We start from the raw sequence: 15,013 nt of genomic DNA on the forward strand, positions 1-15,013 counted from the left end.
AAGACGGTTGATAATCTCGCCTCTGCGCTGTTTGCAACAAGTTGCTGACAGCAAGCGCAAGAAGTGGTCTGCAAAGACGGCGGCTTGCGATGTTCTTTAAAAATATACAGCCGATAAGCGTGGGCGTTTGAAGGCGAGTGCCAAGGGTTCTGTAGGCAACTGCGGGCTCGAGGTCTTATGGACTTTAAACGCTCATGGATAGAGAAGTGAAGTTCACTTCGATTCCTTAGAGCAAATCAAGATCGAACTGAAGAGTTTGATCCTGGCTCAGATTGAACGCTGGCGGCATGCCTTACACATGCAAGTCGAACGGTAGAGGAGCAATCCTCGAGAGTGGCGAACGGGTGAGTAATGTATCGGAACGTGCCCAGTAGTGGGGGATAGCCCGGCGAAAGCCGGATTAATACCGCATGAGACCTGAGGGTGAAAGCGGGGGACTCGCAAGAGCCTCGCGCTACTGGAGCGGCCGATATCAGATTAGGTAGTTGGTGGGGTAAAAGCCTACCAAGCCTGCGATCTGTAGCTGGTCTGAGAGGACGACCAGCCACACTGGGACTGAGACACGGCCCAGACTCCTACGGGAGGCAGCAGTGGGGAATTTTGGACAATGGGCGAAAGCCTGATCCAGCCATGCCGCGTGCGGGAAGAAGGCCTTCGGGTTGTAAACCGCTTTTGTCAGGGAAGAAATCCTTTGAGTTAATACCTCGGAGGGATGACGGTACCTGAAGAATAAGCACCGGCTAACTACGTGCCAGCAGCCGCGGTAATACGTAGGGTGCAAGCGTTAATCGGAATTACTGGGCGTAAAGCGTGCGCAGGCGGTTGTGTAAGACAGATGTGAAATCCCCGGGCTCAACCTGGGAACTGCATTTGTGACTGCACAGCTAGAGTACGGTAGAGGGGGATGGAATTCCGCGTGTAGCAGTGAAATGCGTAGATATGCGGAGGAACACCGATGGCGAAGGCAATCCCCTGGACCTGTACTGACGCTCATGCACGAAAGCGTGGGGAGCAAACAGGATTAGATACCCTGGTAGTCCACGCCCTAAACGATGTCAACTGGTTGTTGGGAGGGTTTCTTCTCAGTAACGAAGCTAACGCGTGAAGTTGACCGCCTGGGGAGTACGGCCGCAAGGTTGAAACTCAAAGGAATTGACGGGGACCCGCACAAGCGGTGGATGATGTGGTTTAATTCGATGCAACGCGAAAAACCTTACCTACCCTTGACATGTCAAGAATCTTGCAGAGATGTGGGAGTGCTCGAAAGAGAACTTGAACACAGGTGCTGCATGGCCGTCGTCAGCTCGTGTCGTGAGATGTTGGGTTAAGTCCCGCAACGAGCGCAACCCTTGTCATTAGTTGCTACGAAAGGGCACTCTAATGAGACTGCCGGTGACAAACCGGAGGAAGGTGGGGATGACGTCAGGTCCTCATGGCCCTTATGGGTAGGGCTACACACGTCATACAATGGCCGGTACAGAGGGCTGCCAACCCGCGAGGGGGAGCCAATCCCAGAAAACCGGTCGTAGTCCGGATCGCAGTCTGCAACTCGACTGCGTGAAGTCGGAATCGCTAGTAATCGCGGATCAGCTTGCCGCGGTGAATACGTTCCCGGGTCTTGTACACACCGCCCGTCACACCATGGGAGCGGGTTCTGCCAGAAGTAGTTAGCCTAACCGCAAGGAGGGCGATTACCACGGCAGGGTTCGTGACTGGGGTGAAGTCGTAACAAGGTAGCCGTATCGGAAGGTGCGGCTGGATCACCTCCTTTCTGGAAACAAGCATTCAAATTCTTGCGCCCACACTTATCGGCTGTACAAACGACAGTGACAGAACAGAATTGGGGTCTGTAGCTCAGTCGGTTAGAGCACCGTCTTGATAAGGCGGGGGTCGTTGGTTCGAATCCAACCAGACCCACCACCAATCAGACACGGGGGATTAGCTCAGCTGGGAGAGCACCTGCTTTGCAAGCAGGGGGTCGTCGGTTCGATCCCGTCATCCTCCACCATCCATTCTGTTCTTGCTGTTCGATGCAAACCAAAGTCTCGCGATTGTCGGTCGTGATTTTGGTTTGCCATCGAAAGTTGGCTGTTGTTCTTTAAAAATTCGTAGAGTCGAATCAGATTCACTGGCGGAAAGCGTTCAGCGTGTAAAGTGCTGGGCGCACCGTGCCGTCAGTGATAATTGATTGCGTCACCAGACATCAATACCGTGGAGCAATCTGCGGGAGTTGAAAGTACGGCGAAAACGTAAATACTCAAAATTTGGTCCTGGCCTAGTCCGCTGGGATCGAATCATTCCTTGACGATGTCTGCGAGAGTGGATGTCAAAGTTATAGGGTCAAGTGAATAAGTGCATGTGGTGGATGCCTTGGCGATTACAGGCGATGAAGGACGTGATAGCCTGCGAAAAGCTTCGGGGAGCTGGCAAATTAGCTTTGATCCGGAGATATCCGAATGGGGAAACCCACCCGCAAGGGTATCGCATGCTCAATACATAGGCATGCGAGGCGAACCCGGCGAACTGAAACATCTCAGTAGCTGGAGGAAAAGACATCAACCGAGATTCCGAGAGTAGTGGCGAGCGAAATCGGAAGAGCCTGCACGTTTTAGCAGTCGACTTATCAGAACGGAATGGAAAGTCCGGCCACAGCGGGTGATAGCCCCGTATGGAAAAAGTTGACTGTGGAACTGGGCGTGCGACAAGTAGGGCGGGACACGTGAAATCCTGTCTGAAGATGGGGGGACCATCCTCCAAGGCTAAATACTCGTAATCGACCGATAGTGAACAAGTACCGTGAGGGAAAGGCGAAAAGAACCCCGGGAGGGGAGTGAAATAGATCCTGAAACCGCATGCATACAAAAAGTAGGAGCCTCGCAAGGGGTGACTGCGTACCTTTTGTATAATGGGTCAGCGACTTACATTCAGTGGCAAGCTTAACCGTGTAGGGAAGGCGTAGGGAAACCGAGTCCGAATAGGGCGATTGAGTCGCTGGGTGTAGACCCGAAACCAAGTGATCTATCCATGGCCAGGATGAAGGTGCGGTAACACGCACTGGAGGTCCGAACCGACTAGTGTTGCAAAACTAGCGGATGAGCTGTGGATAGGGGTGAAAGGCTAAACAAACTTGGAAATAGCTGGTTCTCTCCGAAAACTATTTAGGTAGTGCCTCAAGTATTACCGTCGGGGGTAGAGCACTGTTATGGCTAGGGGGTCATGGCGACTTACCAAACCATTGCAAACTCCGAATACCGACGAGTACAGCTTGGGAGACAGAGCACCGGGTGCTAACGTCCGGACTCAAGAGGGAAACAACCCAGACCGCCAGCTAAGGTCCCTAAGATTGGCTAAGTGGGAAACGAAGTGGGAAGGCTAAAACAGTCAGGATGTTGGCTTAGAAGCAGCCATCATTTAAAGAAAGCGTAATAGCTCACTGATCGAGTCGTCCTGCGCGGAAGATGTAACGGGGCTCAAGCCAGTCACCGAAGCTGCGGATTTGCAATTTATTGCAGATGGTAGGAGAGCGTTCTGTAAGCCTGTGAAGGGAGCTTGTGAAGGCTGCTGGAGGTATCAGAAGTGCGAATGCTGACATGAGTAGCGTTAAAGGGGGTGAAAAGCCCCCTCGCCGTAAGCGCAAGGTTTCCTACGCAACGTTCATCGGCGTAGGGTGAGTCGGCCCCTAAGGCGAGGCAGAGATGCGTAGCTGATGGGAAACAGGTCAATATTCCTGTACCGATGTGTAGTGCGATGTGGGGACGGAGAAGGTTAGCTCAGCCAACTGTTGGATATGTTGGTTCAAGCCTGTAGTCATGGCCCTTAGGCAAATCCGGGGGTCTTAGATGAGGGGTGATAAGGAGTCTGCTTGCAGACGAACTGAGTGATACCCTGCTTCCAGGAAAAGCCACTAAGCTCCAGCTACACACGACCGTACCGCAAACCGACACTGGTGCGCGAGATGAGTATTCTCAGGCGCTTGAGAGAACTCTGGAGAAGGAACTCGGCAAATTGACACCGTAACTTCGGAAGAAGGTGTGCCTTTAGTAGGTGAACCATTGACTTGGGGAGCCCAATGAGGTTGCAAAGAATCGGTGGCTGCAACTGTTTAATAAAAACACAGCACTCTGCAAAGACGAAAGTCGACGTATAGGGTGTGACGCCTGCCCGGTGCTGGAAGATTAAATGATGGGGTGCAAGCTCTTGACTGAAGTCCCAGTAAACGGCGGCCGTAACTATAACGGTCCTAAGGTAGCGAAATTCCTTGTCGGGTAAGTTCCGACCTGCACGAATGGCGTAATGATGGCCACACTGTCTCCTCCAGAGACTCAGCGAAGTTGAAATGTTTGTGATGATGCAATCTCCCCGCGGAAAGACGGAAAGACCCCATGAACCTTTACTGTAGCTTTACATTGGACTTTGAACAGATCTGTGTAGGATAGGTGGGAGGCTTTGAAACCTGGTCGCTAGATCAGGTGGAGCCAACGTTGAAATACCACCCTGGTGTGTTTGAGGTTCTAACCTTGTCCCGTTATCCGGGATGGGGACAGTGTATGGTGGGCAGTTTGACTGGGGCGGTCTCCTCCCAAAGTGTAACGGAGGAGTTCGAAGGTACGCTAAATACGGTCGGAAATCGTGTTGATAGTGCATTGGCATAAGCGTGCTTGACTGCGAGACTGACAAGTCGAGCAGGTACGAAAGTAGGACAAAGTGATCCGGTGGTTCTGTATGGAAGGGCCATCGCTCAACGGATAAAAGGTACTCTGGGGATAACAGGCTGATACCGCCCAAGAGTTCATATCGACGGCGGTGTTTGGCACCTCGATGTCGGCTCATCTCATCCTGGGGCTGTAGCCGGTCCCAAGGGTATGGCTGTTCGCCATTTAAAGAGGTACGTGAGCTGGGTTTAAAACGTCGTGAGACAGTTTGGTCCCTATCTTCCGTGGGCGCTGCAGATTTGAGGAAGCCTGCTCCTAGTACGAGAGGACCGGAGTGGACGCACCTCTGGTGTACCGGTTGTCACGCCAGTGGCATCGCCGGGTAGCTATGTGCGGAAGAGATAACCGCTGAAAGCATCTAAGCGGGAAACTCGTTTCAAGATGAGATCTGCCGGGGCCTTGAGCCCCCTGAAGAGTCGTTCTAGACCAGGACGTTGATAGGCTGGGTGTGGAAGCGCAGTAATGCGTTAAGCTAACCAGTACTAATTGCTCGTGAGGCTTGACCCTATAACTTTGAGATCACTAACCTGATCGTCAAAGATGGAGTAATACGTGAACCGTACTGCTCTGGCAACGCAATCAATTATCGATTCGACTCTATGAATTCGCCAATGACCCGAGGAATCTCATTCCGTCTGGTCTTGGCAGCCCGTTACGCCTGACGACCATAGCGAGGTGGTCCCACTCCTTCCCATCCCGAACAGGACAGTGAAACGCCTCAGCGCCGATGATAGTGCGCATTCGCGTGTGAAAGTAGGTCATCGTCAGGCTTCTATTAATCCAAGCCCCCTTCCTCTCGCGAGGTAGGGGGCTTGGTATTTTGGGCGGCAGAATTCGTCTTCAATTGGTGAGCGTCCAGCCACACCACCGTGAGCGTCTGGCGGCGCCATCTTGACGCGCTGTCTGATTGCTGGAAGATGTTCGGCCGTTGCCGGTCGCTGTGCTGCGGCCGGGCTGGGCGATCAGGCTGGTTGCCCGCGATGAGACAGCAGGTCTTCGATGCGCGAAGCTGGGTGGCGATGGATGCGCGCCAGCAAGTCGCGCAGGTAGGTCCAGGGATCGATTTTGTTGAGCTTGGCCGACGTACGTATTCACCCCCCGGTATTGCCCCCTCCCGTCAAGCCGGTGAAGTTCGGATGAGCGGCGGGGCCAAGCGCGGCAAAGTGGCGAGATGGATTCGCAACCCACGCCCGACGAGCCCGGCAACACCACCGTGCCCCCGAAGCCGCAGACGCTGGCGCAATGCCACGCGGTGATCGACGCGCTGGGCCTGCAGATCGCGCAGTTGCGTGAGCACATGAACGCGCTGCAGGAGCCCCCTCTGTCAGGATAGATGTCGCGTCGAGTGAGGCGACGATTGATAACCGCAGGGGGCAAGCAGAGGACGGGAATGCCAAGGTATTCGAAAGAGAAGAAGGAACACGCGCTGTCGCTGATGAGTGCGCCACACAACCTGGTGGTGGCGGAGGTGGCCAAGCGCACGGGGGTGACGGAGCCCACGCTTTACGCGTGGCGAAACCAGGCCCGTGGAGCGGGTCGAGCCGTGCCTGGAGACGGCAGCAACCCCGAAGACTGGAAGCCTGAGGACAAGTTCGCCGTCGTGGTCGAGACCCTGGGGCTGGCGCAGGCCGAGCTGGGCGAGTACTGCCGCAAGAAGGGGCTGCACGTCGAGCAGATCGCCCGCTGGCGGGGCGCGTGCCTGCAGGCCAATGCGGCCGGGGCCGAGCGGGTCAGCCCGGCGGCGCTGGCCGAGGAGCGCAAACGCAGCCGGGAGCTGGAGAAGGAGTTGCGCCGCAAGGAGCGCGCGCTGGCCGAAGCCGCTGCGCTGCTGATCCTGTCGCGAAAACTCGAGGCGTTCCAGAACAGAGACGAGGACGCATGACTGCGTTGCTGGAACGCCAGGGGCTCGTGGAGATGGTCAAGACCGCACAGGCCAGCGGCGCGCGCCTGCACAGCGCGTGCGCGGAGGTGGGCGTGTCGGTGCGCACGTACCAGCGCTGGATCGACGGTAAGTATTCACCCCCCGGTATTGCCCACACAGTGAACACCACGCTGCGCGCGCTCAGCGGACTGATGCCCAAGCGCACCGGAAGGTGAGTCAGGGTTGTCGGCGAGAGAGCGCCGAATGGCAGAGCAGCCTCAGCCGCTGGGCACCAGCGACGGCACGGCGATGCCGCCGAAGTGCGCCTGCAGGGCCTGGCGCAGGAAGTCCAGCGCATCGCGGCCTTGGCGACGGCAACTCTCGAGCACCGTGTAGCCCCGGGCGAGGAACTCCTCGCCGCGGCGCGAACGCGTCAGCCCCGAGATCTTGCGCTTGAGCACCAGCGTGCGCAGCGCCTGCTCGGCGGCGTTGTTGGTGGGCTCGACCCCGCTTTGACGCAGGAAGCCCCACAGCGCGGGCCACAGGTCCAGCAGATTGGCGCAGGTCGCGGCGCTGCGCTTGCACAGCGTCTGCGCCACCCCGGCCTCAATCGCCTGGCGGACGCGCCGCTGCAGCGGCGCGAACTCGGCTTCGCTGCGCCGACCCCGATCGCGCCAGCGGAACATCACGCACCCGAGCCCGAGCAGGCGCCGCCCGATCCGACCGGCTCGCCCAGCGCGCTCTCCCATGTGCGTATTTCGGATCAACGTGACCGCCCGTTTCGGCAACGTGACCGGTCATTTCGGCGATCGTGACCGGTCGAGGATCTCGGACCATCGTGACCGATGATTTCGGCATCGTGACCGCCCGTTTCGGCCATCGTGACCGACGCTGGACAGGCTTGTAAGAGCCGCCCTGGACAGGCGGCGGTGTTGCGTAGAACCCAACCCGTTTGGGCACCTATCGTCGTTGGCTTTGCCGACGAAGGAAGTGGATGCCCAAGCAACGAATGGATCTACGCATGATCAAGGACATCATCCGCCTGAAGTGGCTTGTCGCAGCTCTCGCACGAGCAGATCGCCAAGGCGCTCAACATCTCCAAGGGCGTCGTCTCGAAGTACGTCGGCCTGGCCAACAACGCCGGTCTGGACTGGGAGGCCGCACAGGCGCTCGACGAGCGCCAACTCACGGTCTTGCTGCTGCCACGCGCCGCGGCGGCCGGTCGCTTCGTCGAGCCCGACTGGGCCGCCGTGCACCGCGAGCTCGACCGCAAGGGCGTCACCCTGGTGCTGTTGTGGCAGGAGTACCGGGCCGCGCATGCCGAGTGCCGCACCTGGGGCTACACGCAGTTCTGCGCGCACTACAAGGACTTCGTCGCCCGCCTGAAGCGCTCGATGCGCCAGCACCGGCGCGCCGGCGAGAAGCTGTTCATCGACTTCGCGGGATCGACCATCGCGCTGGTGGACGGCAGTCGCGCGCAGGTCTTCGTGGCGGCGATGGCCGCGTCGAGCTGCGTGTTTGCCTGCGCCACGCTGGCGCAGCGCCTGGAGGACTGGATCGAAGGCATCGTGCGCGCGTTGGCCTTCTACGGCGGGGTGCCTCAGCTCATCGTGCCGGACAACCCGCGTGCGCTGATCGCCGAGCCCGACCGCTACGAGCCACGCGCCAACGCCACCGTGCAGGACCTGTGCCGCCACTACGGATGCTCGGTGCTGCCGGCGCGACCGCGTTCACCCAAGGACAAGGCCACGGCGGAGAGCGCCGTCCAGGTCGTGACCCGATGGGTGCTGGCGCGCCTGCGGCATCAGACGTTCGCGACGGTGGCCGAGGTCGATGCCGCGATCGCCGCGCTGTTGCCGTCGGTCAACGAGCGGCCCTTCCAGCGGCTCGCCGGCAGCCGCGCCAGCGTCTTCGCCGAGCTGGACGCGCCGGCCCTGATGCCGCTGCCGGCGCAGCGCTACGAGCTCGCGCGCTTCAAGACGGTCAAGGTCCACATCGACTACCACGTCGAGATCGAGGCCCACCGCTACTCCGTGCCGCACGCCCTGGTCGGACAAGCGCTGGAGGCACGTCTGACTCGGGCCTGCGTTGAGCTGCTGTTGCGCGGTCAGCGAGTGGCCAGCCACGCCCGCAACGAACGCCGCGGCGGCTACACCACCGTCGACGCCCACATGCCCGCGGCGCACCGCGCCCACAAGGAATGGACCCCCGATCGCCTCATCGAATGGGGCCAGCGCATCGGCGTCTCGACCGGCGAGGTCGTCACCCGGCAGCTGCAGCTGTTCAAGCATCCCGAGCACGGCTACCGCTCCTGTCTGGGCCTGCTGAGCCTGGCCAAGCGCTACGGCGCGGCTCGCCTGGAGGCGGCCTGCGAGCGCGCCCTGGTCCTGGGCACCGTCAAGTACCGCCACGTGCGCGATCTGCTGGCCAACAACCGCGATCGGCTCCAGAACCCCGATCAGTCCGACTGGGTCAGCCCGACGCACGCCAACGTGCGTGGCCCCGGCTACTACCAATGACGCCCACCACCCCAGACGATCTGACGGACCTCATCATGCTCAACAACGCCACCCTGGGCCATCTGCGCGCGCTCAAGCTGCCCGGCTTCGCCGACGCCTTCGAGCAGCAACTCGTCCAGCCCGACATCCAGGGCCTGTCCTTCGAGGAGCGCCTGGCCCTGCTGGTCGACCGCGAGGTGCAGGCCCGCGACGACCGCAAGCGAGTCCGCTTGCTGCAGCGCGCCGCGCTCAAGTACACCACCGCCACGCTCGAAGACGCCCGCTTCGAGGGCGTGCGCGGCATGGACCGCGCCACGCTCATGAGCCTGGCCCTGTCGAGCTGGATCACGCAGGGTCAGACCATCACGCTCAGCGGTGCCACCGGTCTGGGCAAGACCTGGCTGGCCTGTGCGCTGGGTCAGTACGCCTGCCGCCAGGGCCACTCGGTGCAGTACCTGCGTGTGCCCCGGCTGGCCGAGGAGTTGCGCATCCTGCACGCCAGCGGCGAGTTCCGGCGCTGGCTGACCCAGTTGGCCAAGACCGACGTCGTGATCCTCGACGACTGGGCCACCGGCAGCATCGACGCGGCCACACGCGCCGACTTGCTGGAGATCATCGACGACCGCGCCAGCGTGCGCGCCACGATCATCACGCACCAGTTGCCCATCGAGCACTGGCACGGCTGGATCGGTGACCCGACCGTGGCCGACGCGATCCTGGATCGGCTGCTGCAGCGCTGCCGGCGCTTCGACCTGCAAGGGCAATCCCGCCGAACCCCGCGTGAGCCTCAGGACGGCGCCCCCCGGTCCGCCAAGACATCCAGAAAGGAGGCCTCGGCATGACCGCAAACTGACCACTCCAACCCTAAACTCCTACCCACGCAACACCGCCACCAAACCGGCGGTCACGATACCGAAACGGCCTCGGATCCACTCGCCTGGGCCGTCGGTCACGATGGCCGAAATGACCGGTCACGTTCGCCGAAATACGCACCCAGATCACCGGCGGGACAGATGGGATGGCTGGACGCTCACAGGGCAACTGCTGGGACAACGCGGTGATGTAGCACTTCTTCCTGAGCCTCAAGACCGAGCGCGTCTGGCAGCGCGACTACGCCAACCATGCCGAGGCCATGACGGACATCGCCGACTACATCGTGGGCTTCTACAACAGCGTGCGGCTGCACTCCAAACTGGGCAACCTGCCACCCAATGCCTTCGAGCAGCAATCGGCAATCAAACTACCTATCGCAGTGTCCGAAAAAACTTGACCATGACAACGCCTCATGACGGACACCACCGTGAGCTCACGCCCAAGAGGCGGGCAAATCAGGGGTCGATGTCCAGCGCCATCCGAGGGCGTTTAGTACACTTTTAGGACACTAGAAACGAAAACGCCACCCGAGGGTGGCGTAAATCGTTGATTTCATTACGAAATCCTGGTGGGCGGTGCAGGGTTCGAACCTGCGACCCCTGCCGTGTGAAGGCAGTGCTCTACCGCTGAGCTAACCGCCCGATTTTTGTGCTTGCTGTATTGACTTGCAGACACTTTGATCGGGTTTGTCGACCGTGTTGCGGCGACAAGAGTTAGATTATGCCATCACTTCAAACTTGAACGCTAGCCCCTATCGAGCGCCAAAGGGTTTTTCCGCCGCTGGATTTGTCGAGCCCGGACAACACCGCCTCGTGAGCGGCGATCTCTTCGTCTTCAGCGACCAGCACAGGCAGCACGAAAGCCGTCAGATCGACAGCGATCAGCGGTTGTTCGACTTGTTGTTCAGATTGCACCGGACTGTCGTCGATCACCAGCGAGTTCTGCCCGCGGGTCATCCGGATGTAGACCTCGGCCAGCAGGCCGGCGTCGAGCAAGGCGCCGTGCACCGTGCGGCTGGTGTTGTCGACTTCGAGTCGCCTGCACAAGGCGTCCAGCGAGTTGGCCTTGCCAGGAAACTGCTCGCGCGCCATCACCAGCGAGTCGGTGACCTTGTCGACCAGTTGCTTGAGCGGCGGGTGGCCGATGCGCTTGAGTTCGGCATCGAGGAAGCCGACGTCGAAGTTCGCGTTGTGGGCAATGATTTCCGCATCGCGCACGAAGTCGACGAACTCCTGCGCCACGGCGCTGAACAACGGTTTGTCCGCCAGGAACGCGTCCGTCAGGCCGTGGACACGCACGGCCTCTTCGTGGTTGGCACGCTGCGGGTTGAAATAGTGGTGCAGGTTGCGCCCGGTCAGGCGGCGGTTGACCATCTCCACGCAGCCCAGTTCGACGACACGGTCGCCGCTCTCATGGCTCAGGCCGGTGGTTTCGGTGTCGAGAAAGATCTGGCGCATGGCGGGCGACGACTCAGTGGTTTTCGCTGGCGTGGTTGATGGTGTAGCGCGGGATCTCGATCAGCAGGTCCTGCTGCGCCAGGATGGCCTGGCAGCTCAGGCGCGAGTTGGGCTCGAGGCCCCAGGCGCGGTCGAGCAGGTCTTCTTCGGTTTCGTCGATCTCCCCGAGCGACGCCAGCCCCTGGCGCACGATCACGTGGCAGGTGGTGCAGGCGCAGCTCATCTCGCAGGCGTGTTCGATCTTGATGCCGTTTTCGAGCAGGGCCTCGCAGACCGAGGTGCCGGGCGCAGCGGTGATCGAGGCGCCCTCGGGACAAAGGCTCTGATGGGGCAGGATTTTGATGATGGGCATGGCCACGGGCTGGGTTCAGATTTCGTCGAGACGGCGACCGGTCAGGGCTTGACGGATGCCGCGGTTCATTCGTTCGGCCGCAAACGATTCGGTGCCGTGGGCCAGCGCTTCGGTCGCGGCCTCGATGGCGCGTGTGTCGTCACCTTGGACGCTGGTGCGAATGTCTTGCACCAGACGCTGGATGTCGGCGTATTCGTCGGCGTCGAGCAGGTCGCCGTCGGCAGACAACGCCGCGTCGGTCGCCAGGGCCAGACGCTCGGCTTCGACGCGGGCCTCGTTCAGGGCGCGGCGGGTGATGTCGCCCTCGGCCTGGGCAAAACCGTCGCGCAGCATGCCGGCGACCTGGTCATCGGTCAGGCCGTAGCTGGGCTTGACGACGATGGCCGCTTCGACGCCCGAGATCTGCTCCTTGGCTGTCACCGACAGCAGCCCATCGGCATCGACCTGGAAGGTGACGCGGATGCGCGCCGCACCGGCCACCATCGGCGGAATGCCGCGCAGCTCGAAGCGCGCCAGCGAACGGCAGTCGGCCACCAGCTCGCGCTCGCCCTGGATGACGTGGACGGCAATCGCGGTCTGGCCGTCCTTGTAGGTGGTGAAATCCTGCGCCTTGGCGGTCGGGATGGTCGAGTTGCGTTCGATGATGCGCTCGACCAGGCCGCCCATGGTCTCGAGGCCGAGCGACAGCGGCGTGACATCGAGCAGCAGCAATTCGCCACCGCTGTCGTTGCCGGCCAGGGCGTTGGCCTGCACGGCTGCGCCGAGCGCAACCACCTCGTCCGGATTCAGGTTGATCAGCGGCTCGCGACCGCAGAACGCTGCCACCGCCGCGCGCACCGCCGGCATGCGGGTCGAGCCGCCCACCATCACCGTGCCCTGGACTTCGTCGGCGCGCACCTTGGCGTCGCGCAGCACGCGTTTCATCAGCGTGAGGGTGCGGGCGGTGAGGTCGGCGGTGGCGGCGTCGAAATCGCTGCGCTGGACGTCGAGCATCACGACGCCGGACGACAGGCTCAGTTCGACGCGGGTGCTGTCCGTCGAGGTGAGCTGCTCCTTGGCGTGGCGCGCCTGCGTCAGCACACCGCGCTTGTCGTGCGCGCTCAAGCCGTCGAGCGAGCCGAGGCCGGCGCGCTGCAGCAGCAGCGCGGCCAGGCGGGCGTCGTAGTCGTCGCCGCCGAGGGCCGAATCGCCGCCCACGGCCACCACCTCGAACACGCCCTTCGAGAGCCGCAGCAACGAGATGTCGAAAGTGCCACCACCCAGGTCGAACACCGCGTAAAGGCCTTCGACGGCGTTGTCCAGGCCGTAGGCGATGGCCGCGGCGGTGGGCTCGTTGAGCAGACGCAGCACGTTGATGCCGGCGAGCTGCGCCGCGTCCTTGGTGGCCTGGCGCTGGGCGTCGTCGAAATAGGCCGGCACCGTGACGACCGCGCCGAACAGATCGGCGTCGAAGCTGTCCTCGGCACGCTGGCGCAGGCTGGCAAGGATCTCGGCCGACACTTCCACCGGCGACTTGATGCCCGCGCGGGTCTCGATCGCCACCATGCCGGGCTGGTCGATGAAGTGATACGGCAGATGGTCGTGATCGGCGATGTCGGCCAGTGCGCGGCCCATGAAGCGCTTCACCGACACCAGCGTGTTGTGCGGATCCTCGGCCTGCGCGGCCAGCGCCTGCGCGCCGATCTGGCGTTTCTGGCCATCGAGATAACGCACGGCCGACGGCAGGATGACGCGGCCCTGCTCGTCGGGCAGGCATTCTGGAACGCCGTGGCGCACCGCGGCCACCAGCGAGTGCGTGGTGCCCAGGTCGATGCCGACCGCGATGCGGCGCTGGTGGGGGTCCGGCGTCTGGCCGGGCTCGGAGATCTGCAGGAGTGCCATGTGTGTGCGCTGTGATTGCTTCTATTGTCCCAGGGCGTCGAGACGTCGATCGACGTCGGCGACAAAGCGCGCAACGAACATGAGGGCTCGCACCTGCGCGGCCGCGGCCGGCCAGTCCTGTCGCTGGTCGATGACGGCGGCCAATTGCGCGATCAACTGGCGTTCGTGCGTGGCCACGTCATCGGCAAGCGCCTCGACCTGCTCGAGCGTGTGGGCGTCTTCGAGCTCTTCGCGCCAGCTCATCTGCTGCATCAGGAACGCCGCCGGCATCGCCGTGTTGTTCTCGGCCTGGACGGGCTCGCCATGCAGCTCGCACAGATACGCGGCCCGCGACAGCGGCTGCTTCAGGCGCCGATAGGCCTCGTTGACACGCACGGCCCATTGCATGGCCAGGCGCTGCGCGGCGACGCCTTCGGACGCGAACCGGTCCGGATGCACCTCGGCCTGCAGCGCCTTCCAGCGTTGGTCGAGCAGTTGCACGTCCAGCGCCTGACGCCGGGGCAGATCGAACAGGGTGAAATCGTCGTCGCTGAGCTTCATGGATCGGGTCGGCCGCAAGCGCAGCCAAGAAAAAAGCGCGGACTGAGCCGCGCCTGGCTGGTGTCGGACGTGCGCGTCAGACCCGGAAGGATTCGCCACAGCCGCAGCGGTCCTTCTCGCGCGGGTTGTGGAACTTGAAGCCCTCGTTGAGGCCTTCGCGCACGAAGTCGAGCTCGGTGCCGTCGATGTAGGGCAGGCTCTTCGGGTCGACCAGCACCTTCACGCCGTGGCCTTCGAACACGTGGTCATCGGGCGTGATCTCGTCGGCGTATTCGAGCTTGTAGGCCAGCCCGGAGCAGCCGGTGGTCTTGACGCCCAGGCGCACGCCCACGCCCTTGCCCCGACGGGCGATGTAGCGCGAAACGTGCTTGGCAGCGGCTTCGGTGAGGGTGACGGCCATGGTGGTCATGCGGGGTTCCAGCTATCGAATTCAGCCCTCACTGGGCGTGTTTGGCCTTGTAGTCGTCCACGGCGGCCTTGATCGCGTCTTCGGCAAGGATCGAGCAGTGGATCTTCACCGGCGGCAGCGCCAGTTCTTCGGCGATGTGGGTGTTCTTGATCGTTAGCGCCTCGTCGAGCGTCTTGCCCTTGACCCATTCGGTGACGAGCGACGACGATGCGATCGCCGAGCCGCAGCCGTAGGTCTTGAAGCGTGCATCGGCGATCTTGCCGGTGGCCGGATCGACCTTGATCTGCAGTTTCATCACGTCGCCGCAAGCGGGCGCGCCGACCATGCCGGTGCCGACCGATTCGTCGCCCTTTTCGAAGGCGCCGACGTTGCGCGGATGTTCGTAATGGTCAATGACCTTGTCGCTGTATGCCATGGTGTACTCCTGTGA

12 protein-coding genes, 3 tRNA genes, 3 rRNA genes and 2 pseudogenes are annotated in these 15,013 nt (G+C 61.5%); 11 read left to right on the forward strand and 9 right to left on the reverse strand.

Annotated features, from left to right (window positions below; translation table 11 throughout):
• Positions 1–244: 244 nt before the first annotated feature.
• The 5 genes from LCHO_RS05155 (at position 245) to rrf (ending at position 5,482) form a co-directional block, all read left to right on the forward strand.
• Positions 245–1,771: ribosomal RNA gene (locus LCHO_RS05155) — 16S ribosomal RNA — on the forward strand.
• A 72-nt stretch (positions 1,772–1,843) separates the two neighbouring features.
• Positions 1,844–1,920: transfer RNA gene (locus LCHO_RS05160), tRNA-Ile, on the forward strand.
• 12 nt (positions 1,921–1,932) lie between these two features.
• Positions 1,933–2,008, forward strand: a tRNA-Ala gene (locus LCHO_RS05165).
• A gap of 330 nt (positions 2,009–2,338) precedes the next feature.
• Positions 2,339–5,219 (forward strand): 23S ribosomal RNA (locus LCHO_RS05170).
• 150 nt (positions 5,220–5,369) lie between these two features.
• Positions 5,370–5,482, forward strand: a 5S ribosomal RNA gene (gene rrf / locus LCHO_RS05175).
• The 16S, 23S and 5S rRNA genes sit together here with 2 tRNA genes alongside, the layout of an rRNA operon.
• A 192-nt stretch (positions 5,483–5,674) precedes the next feature.
• Here rrf and LCHO_RS24295 read toward each other — a convergent pair.
• Entirely contained in the window at positions 5,675–5,803 is a 129-nt protein-coding gene (locus tag LCHO_RS24295; RefSeq protein WP_083772794.1) for a transposase domain-containing protein, read from the reverse strand.
• 80 nt (positions 5,804–5,883) lie between these two features.
• On the opposite strand from LCHO_RS24295, the gene LCHO_RS23630 reads away from it, so the two are divergent.
• Genes LCHO_RS23630 through LCHO_RS05185 form a run of 3 tightly spaced genes read left to right on the forward strand, consistent with a single transcriptional unit; the run spans position 5,884 to position 6,809 of the window.
• Positions 5,884–6,045 carry a hypothetical protein gene (locus LCHO_RS23630; RefSeq protein ID WP_012346067.1) on the forward strand — a complete coding sequence of 54 codons (162 nt, stop codon included), beginning with the start codon at positions 5,884–5,886 and terminating at the stop codon, positions 6,043–6,045.
• 57 nt (positions 6,046–6,102) lie between these two features.
• Positions 6,103–6,594 (forward strand): transposase, encoded by a 492-nt coding sequence (locus LCHO_RS05180; RefSeq protein WP_012346068.1) that lies wholly within the window; start codon positions 6,103–6,105, stop codon positions 6,592–6,594.
• On the forward strand, positions 6,591–6,809 hold the full coding sequence (locus LCHO_RS05185; RefSeq protein WP_012346069.1) for a hypothetical protein: 219 nt from the start codon (positions 6,591–6,593) through the stop codon (positions 6,807–6,809). The genes LCHO_RS05180 and LCHO_RS05185 overlap by 4 nt, the downstream gene beginning before the upstream one ends.
• Positions 6,810–6,851: 42 nt before the next feature.
• Here LCHO_RS05185 and LCHO_RS05190 read toward each other — a convergent pair whose 3' ends face one another.
• Entirely contained in the window at positions 6,852–7,322 is a 471-nt protein-coding gene (locus tag LCHO_RS05190; RefSeq protein WP_083772682.1) for an IS66 family transposase, read from the reverse strand.
• A 245-nt stretch (positions 7,323–7,567) separates the two neighbouring features.
• Between LCHO_RS05190 and istA the strand changes: the two are divergent.
• The 3 genes and pseudogenes from istA to LCHO_RS22655 form a co-directional block, all read left to right on the forward strand.
• Positions 7,568–9,092, forward strand: a pseudogene (gene istA / locus LCHO_RS05195) (IS21 family transposase).
• A gap of 35 nt (positions 9,093–9,127) precedes the next feature.
• Positions 9,128–9,913: an IS21-like element helper ATPase IstB gene (istB, locus tag LCHO_RS05200; RefSeq protein WP_043704865.1), complete on the forward strand. Its 786-nt coding sequence runs from the start codon at positions 9,128–9,130 to the stop codon at positions 9,911–9,913.
• 191 nt (positions 9,914–10,104) lie between these two features.
• Positions 10,105–10,341 (forward strand): annotated as a pseudogene (locus LCHO_RS22655) (IS3 family transposase); the annotation flags it as partial.
• A 169-nt stretch (positions 10,342–10,510) separates the two neighbouring features.
• Here the strand turns inward: LCHO_RS22655 and LCHO_RS05205 are convergent.
• The 7 genes from LCHO_RS05205 to iscU form a co-directional block, all read right to left on the reverse strand.
• Positions 10,511–10,585 (reverse strand) — tRNA-Val (locus LCHO_RS05205).
• A 90-nt stretch (positions 10,586–10,675) separates the two neighbouring features.
• Positions 10,676–11,401 (reverse strand): DNA polymerase III subunit epsilon, encoded by a 726-nt coding sequence (dnaQ, locus tag LCHO_RS05210; protein WP_012346072.1) that lies wholly within the window; start codon positions 11,399–11,401, stop codon positions 10,676–10,678.
• A gap of 13 nt (positions 11,402–11,414) precedes the next feature.
• Entirely contained in the window at positions 11,415–11,753 is a 339-nt protein-coding gene (gene fdx / locus LCHO_RS05215) for an ISC system 2Fe-2S type ferredoxin (RefSeq protein WP_012346073.1), read from the reverse strand.
• 15 nt (positions 11,754–11,768) lie between these two features.
• A complete protein-coding gene (gene hscA, locus LCHO_RS05220) occupies positions 11,769–13,634 on the reverse strand; it encodes a Fe-S protein assembly chaperone HscA (protein ID WP_012346074.1) in 1,866 nt (621 codons plus the stop codon).
• A 21-nt stretch (positions 13,635–13,655) separates the two neighbouring features.
• Positions 13,656–14,174 carry a Fe-S protein assembly co-chaperone HscB gene (gene hscB / locus LCHO_RS05225; RefSeq protein ID WP_012346075.1) on the reverse strand — a complete coding sequence of 173 codons (519 nt, stop codon included), beginning with the start codon at positions 14,172–14,174 and terminating at the stop codon, positions 13,656–13,658.
• 76 nt (positions 14,175–14,250) lie between these two features.
• Positions 14,251–14,574 (reverse strand): iron-sulfur cluster assembly protein IscA, encoded by a 324-nt coding sequence (iscA, locus tag LCHO_RS05230; RefSeq protein ID WP_043704866.1) that lies wholly within the window; start codon positions 14,572–14,574, stop codon positions 14,251–14,253.
• Positions 14,575–14,611: 37 nt separating this feature from the next.
• Complete coding sequence (gene iscU, locus LCHO_RS05235; RefSeq protein ID WP_012346077.1) at positions 14,612–14,998, reverse strand: Fe-S cluster assembly scaffold IscU; 387 nt, start codon at positions 14,996–14,998, stop codon at positions 14,612–14,614.
• Between the last annotated feature and the right edge of the window lie 15 nt (positions 14,999–15,013).

Origin of the sequence: Leptothrix cholodnii SP-6 (assembly GCF_000019785.1) — a bacterium.
Taxonomy (GTDB): domain Bacteria; phylum Pseudomonadota; class Gammaproteobacteria; order Burkholderiales; family Burkholderiaceae_C; genus Sphaerotilus; species Sphaerotilus cholodnii.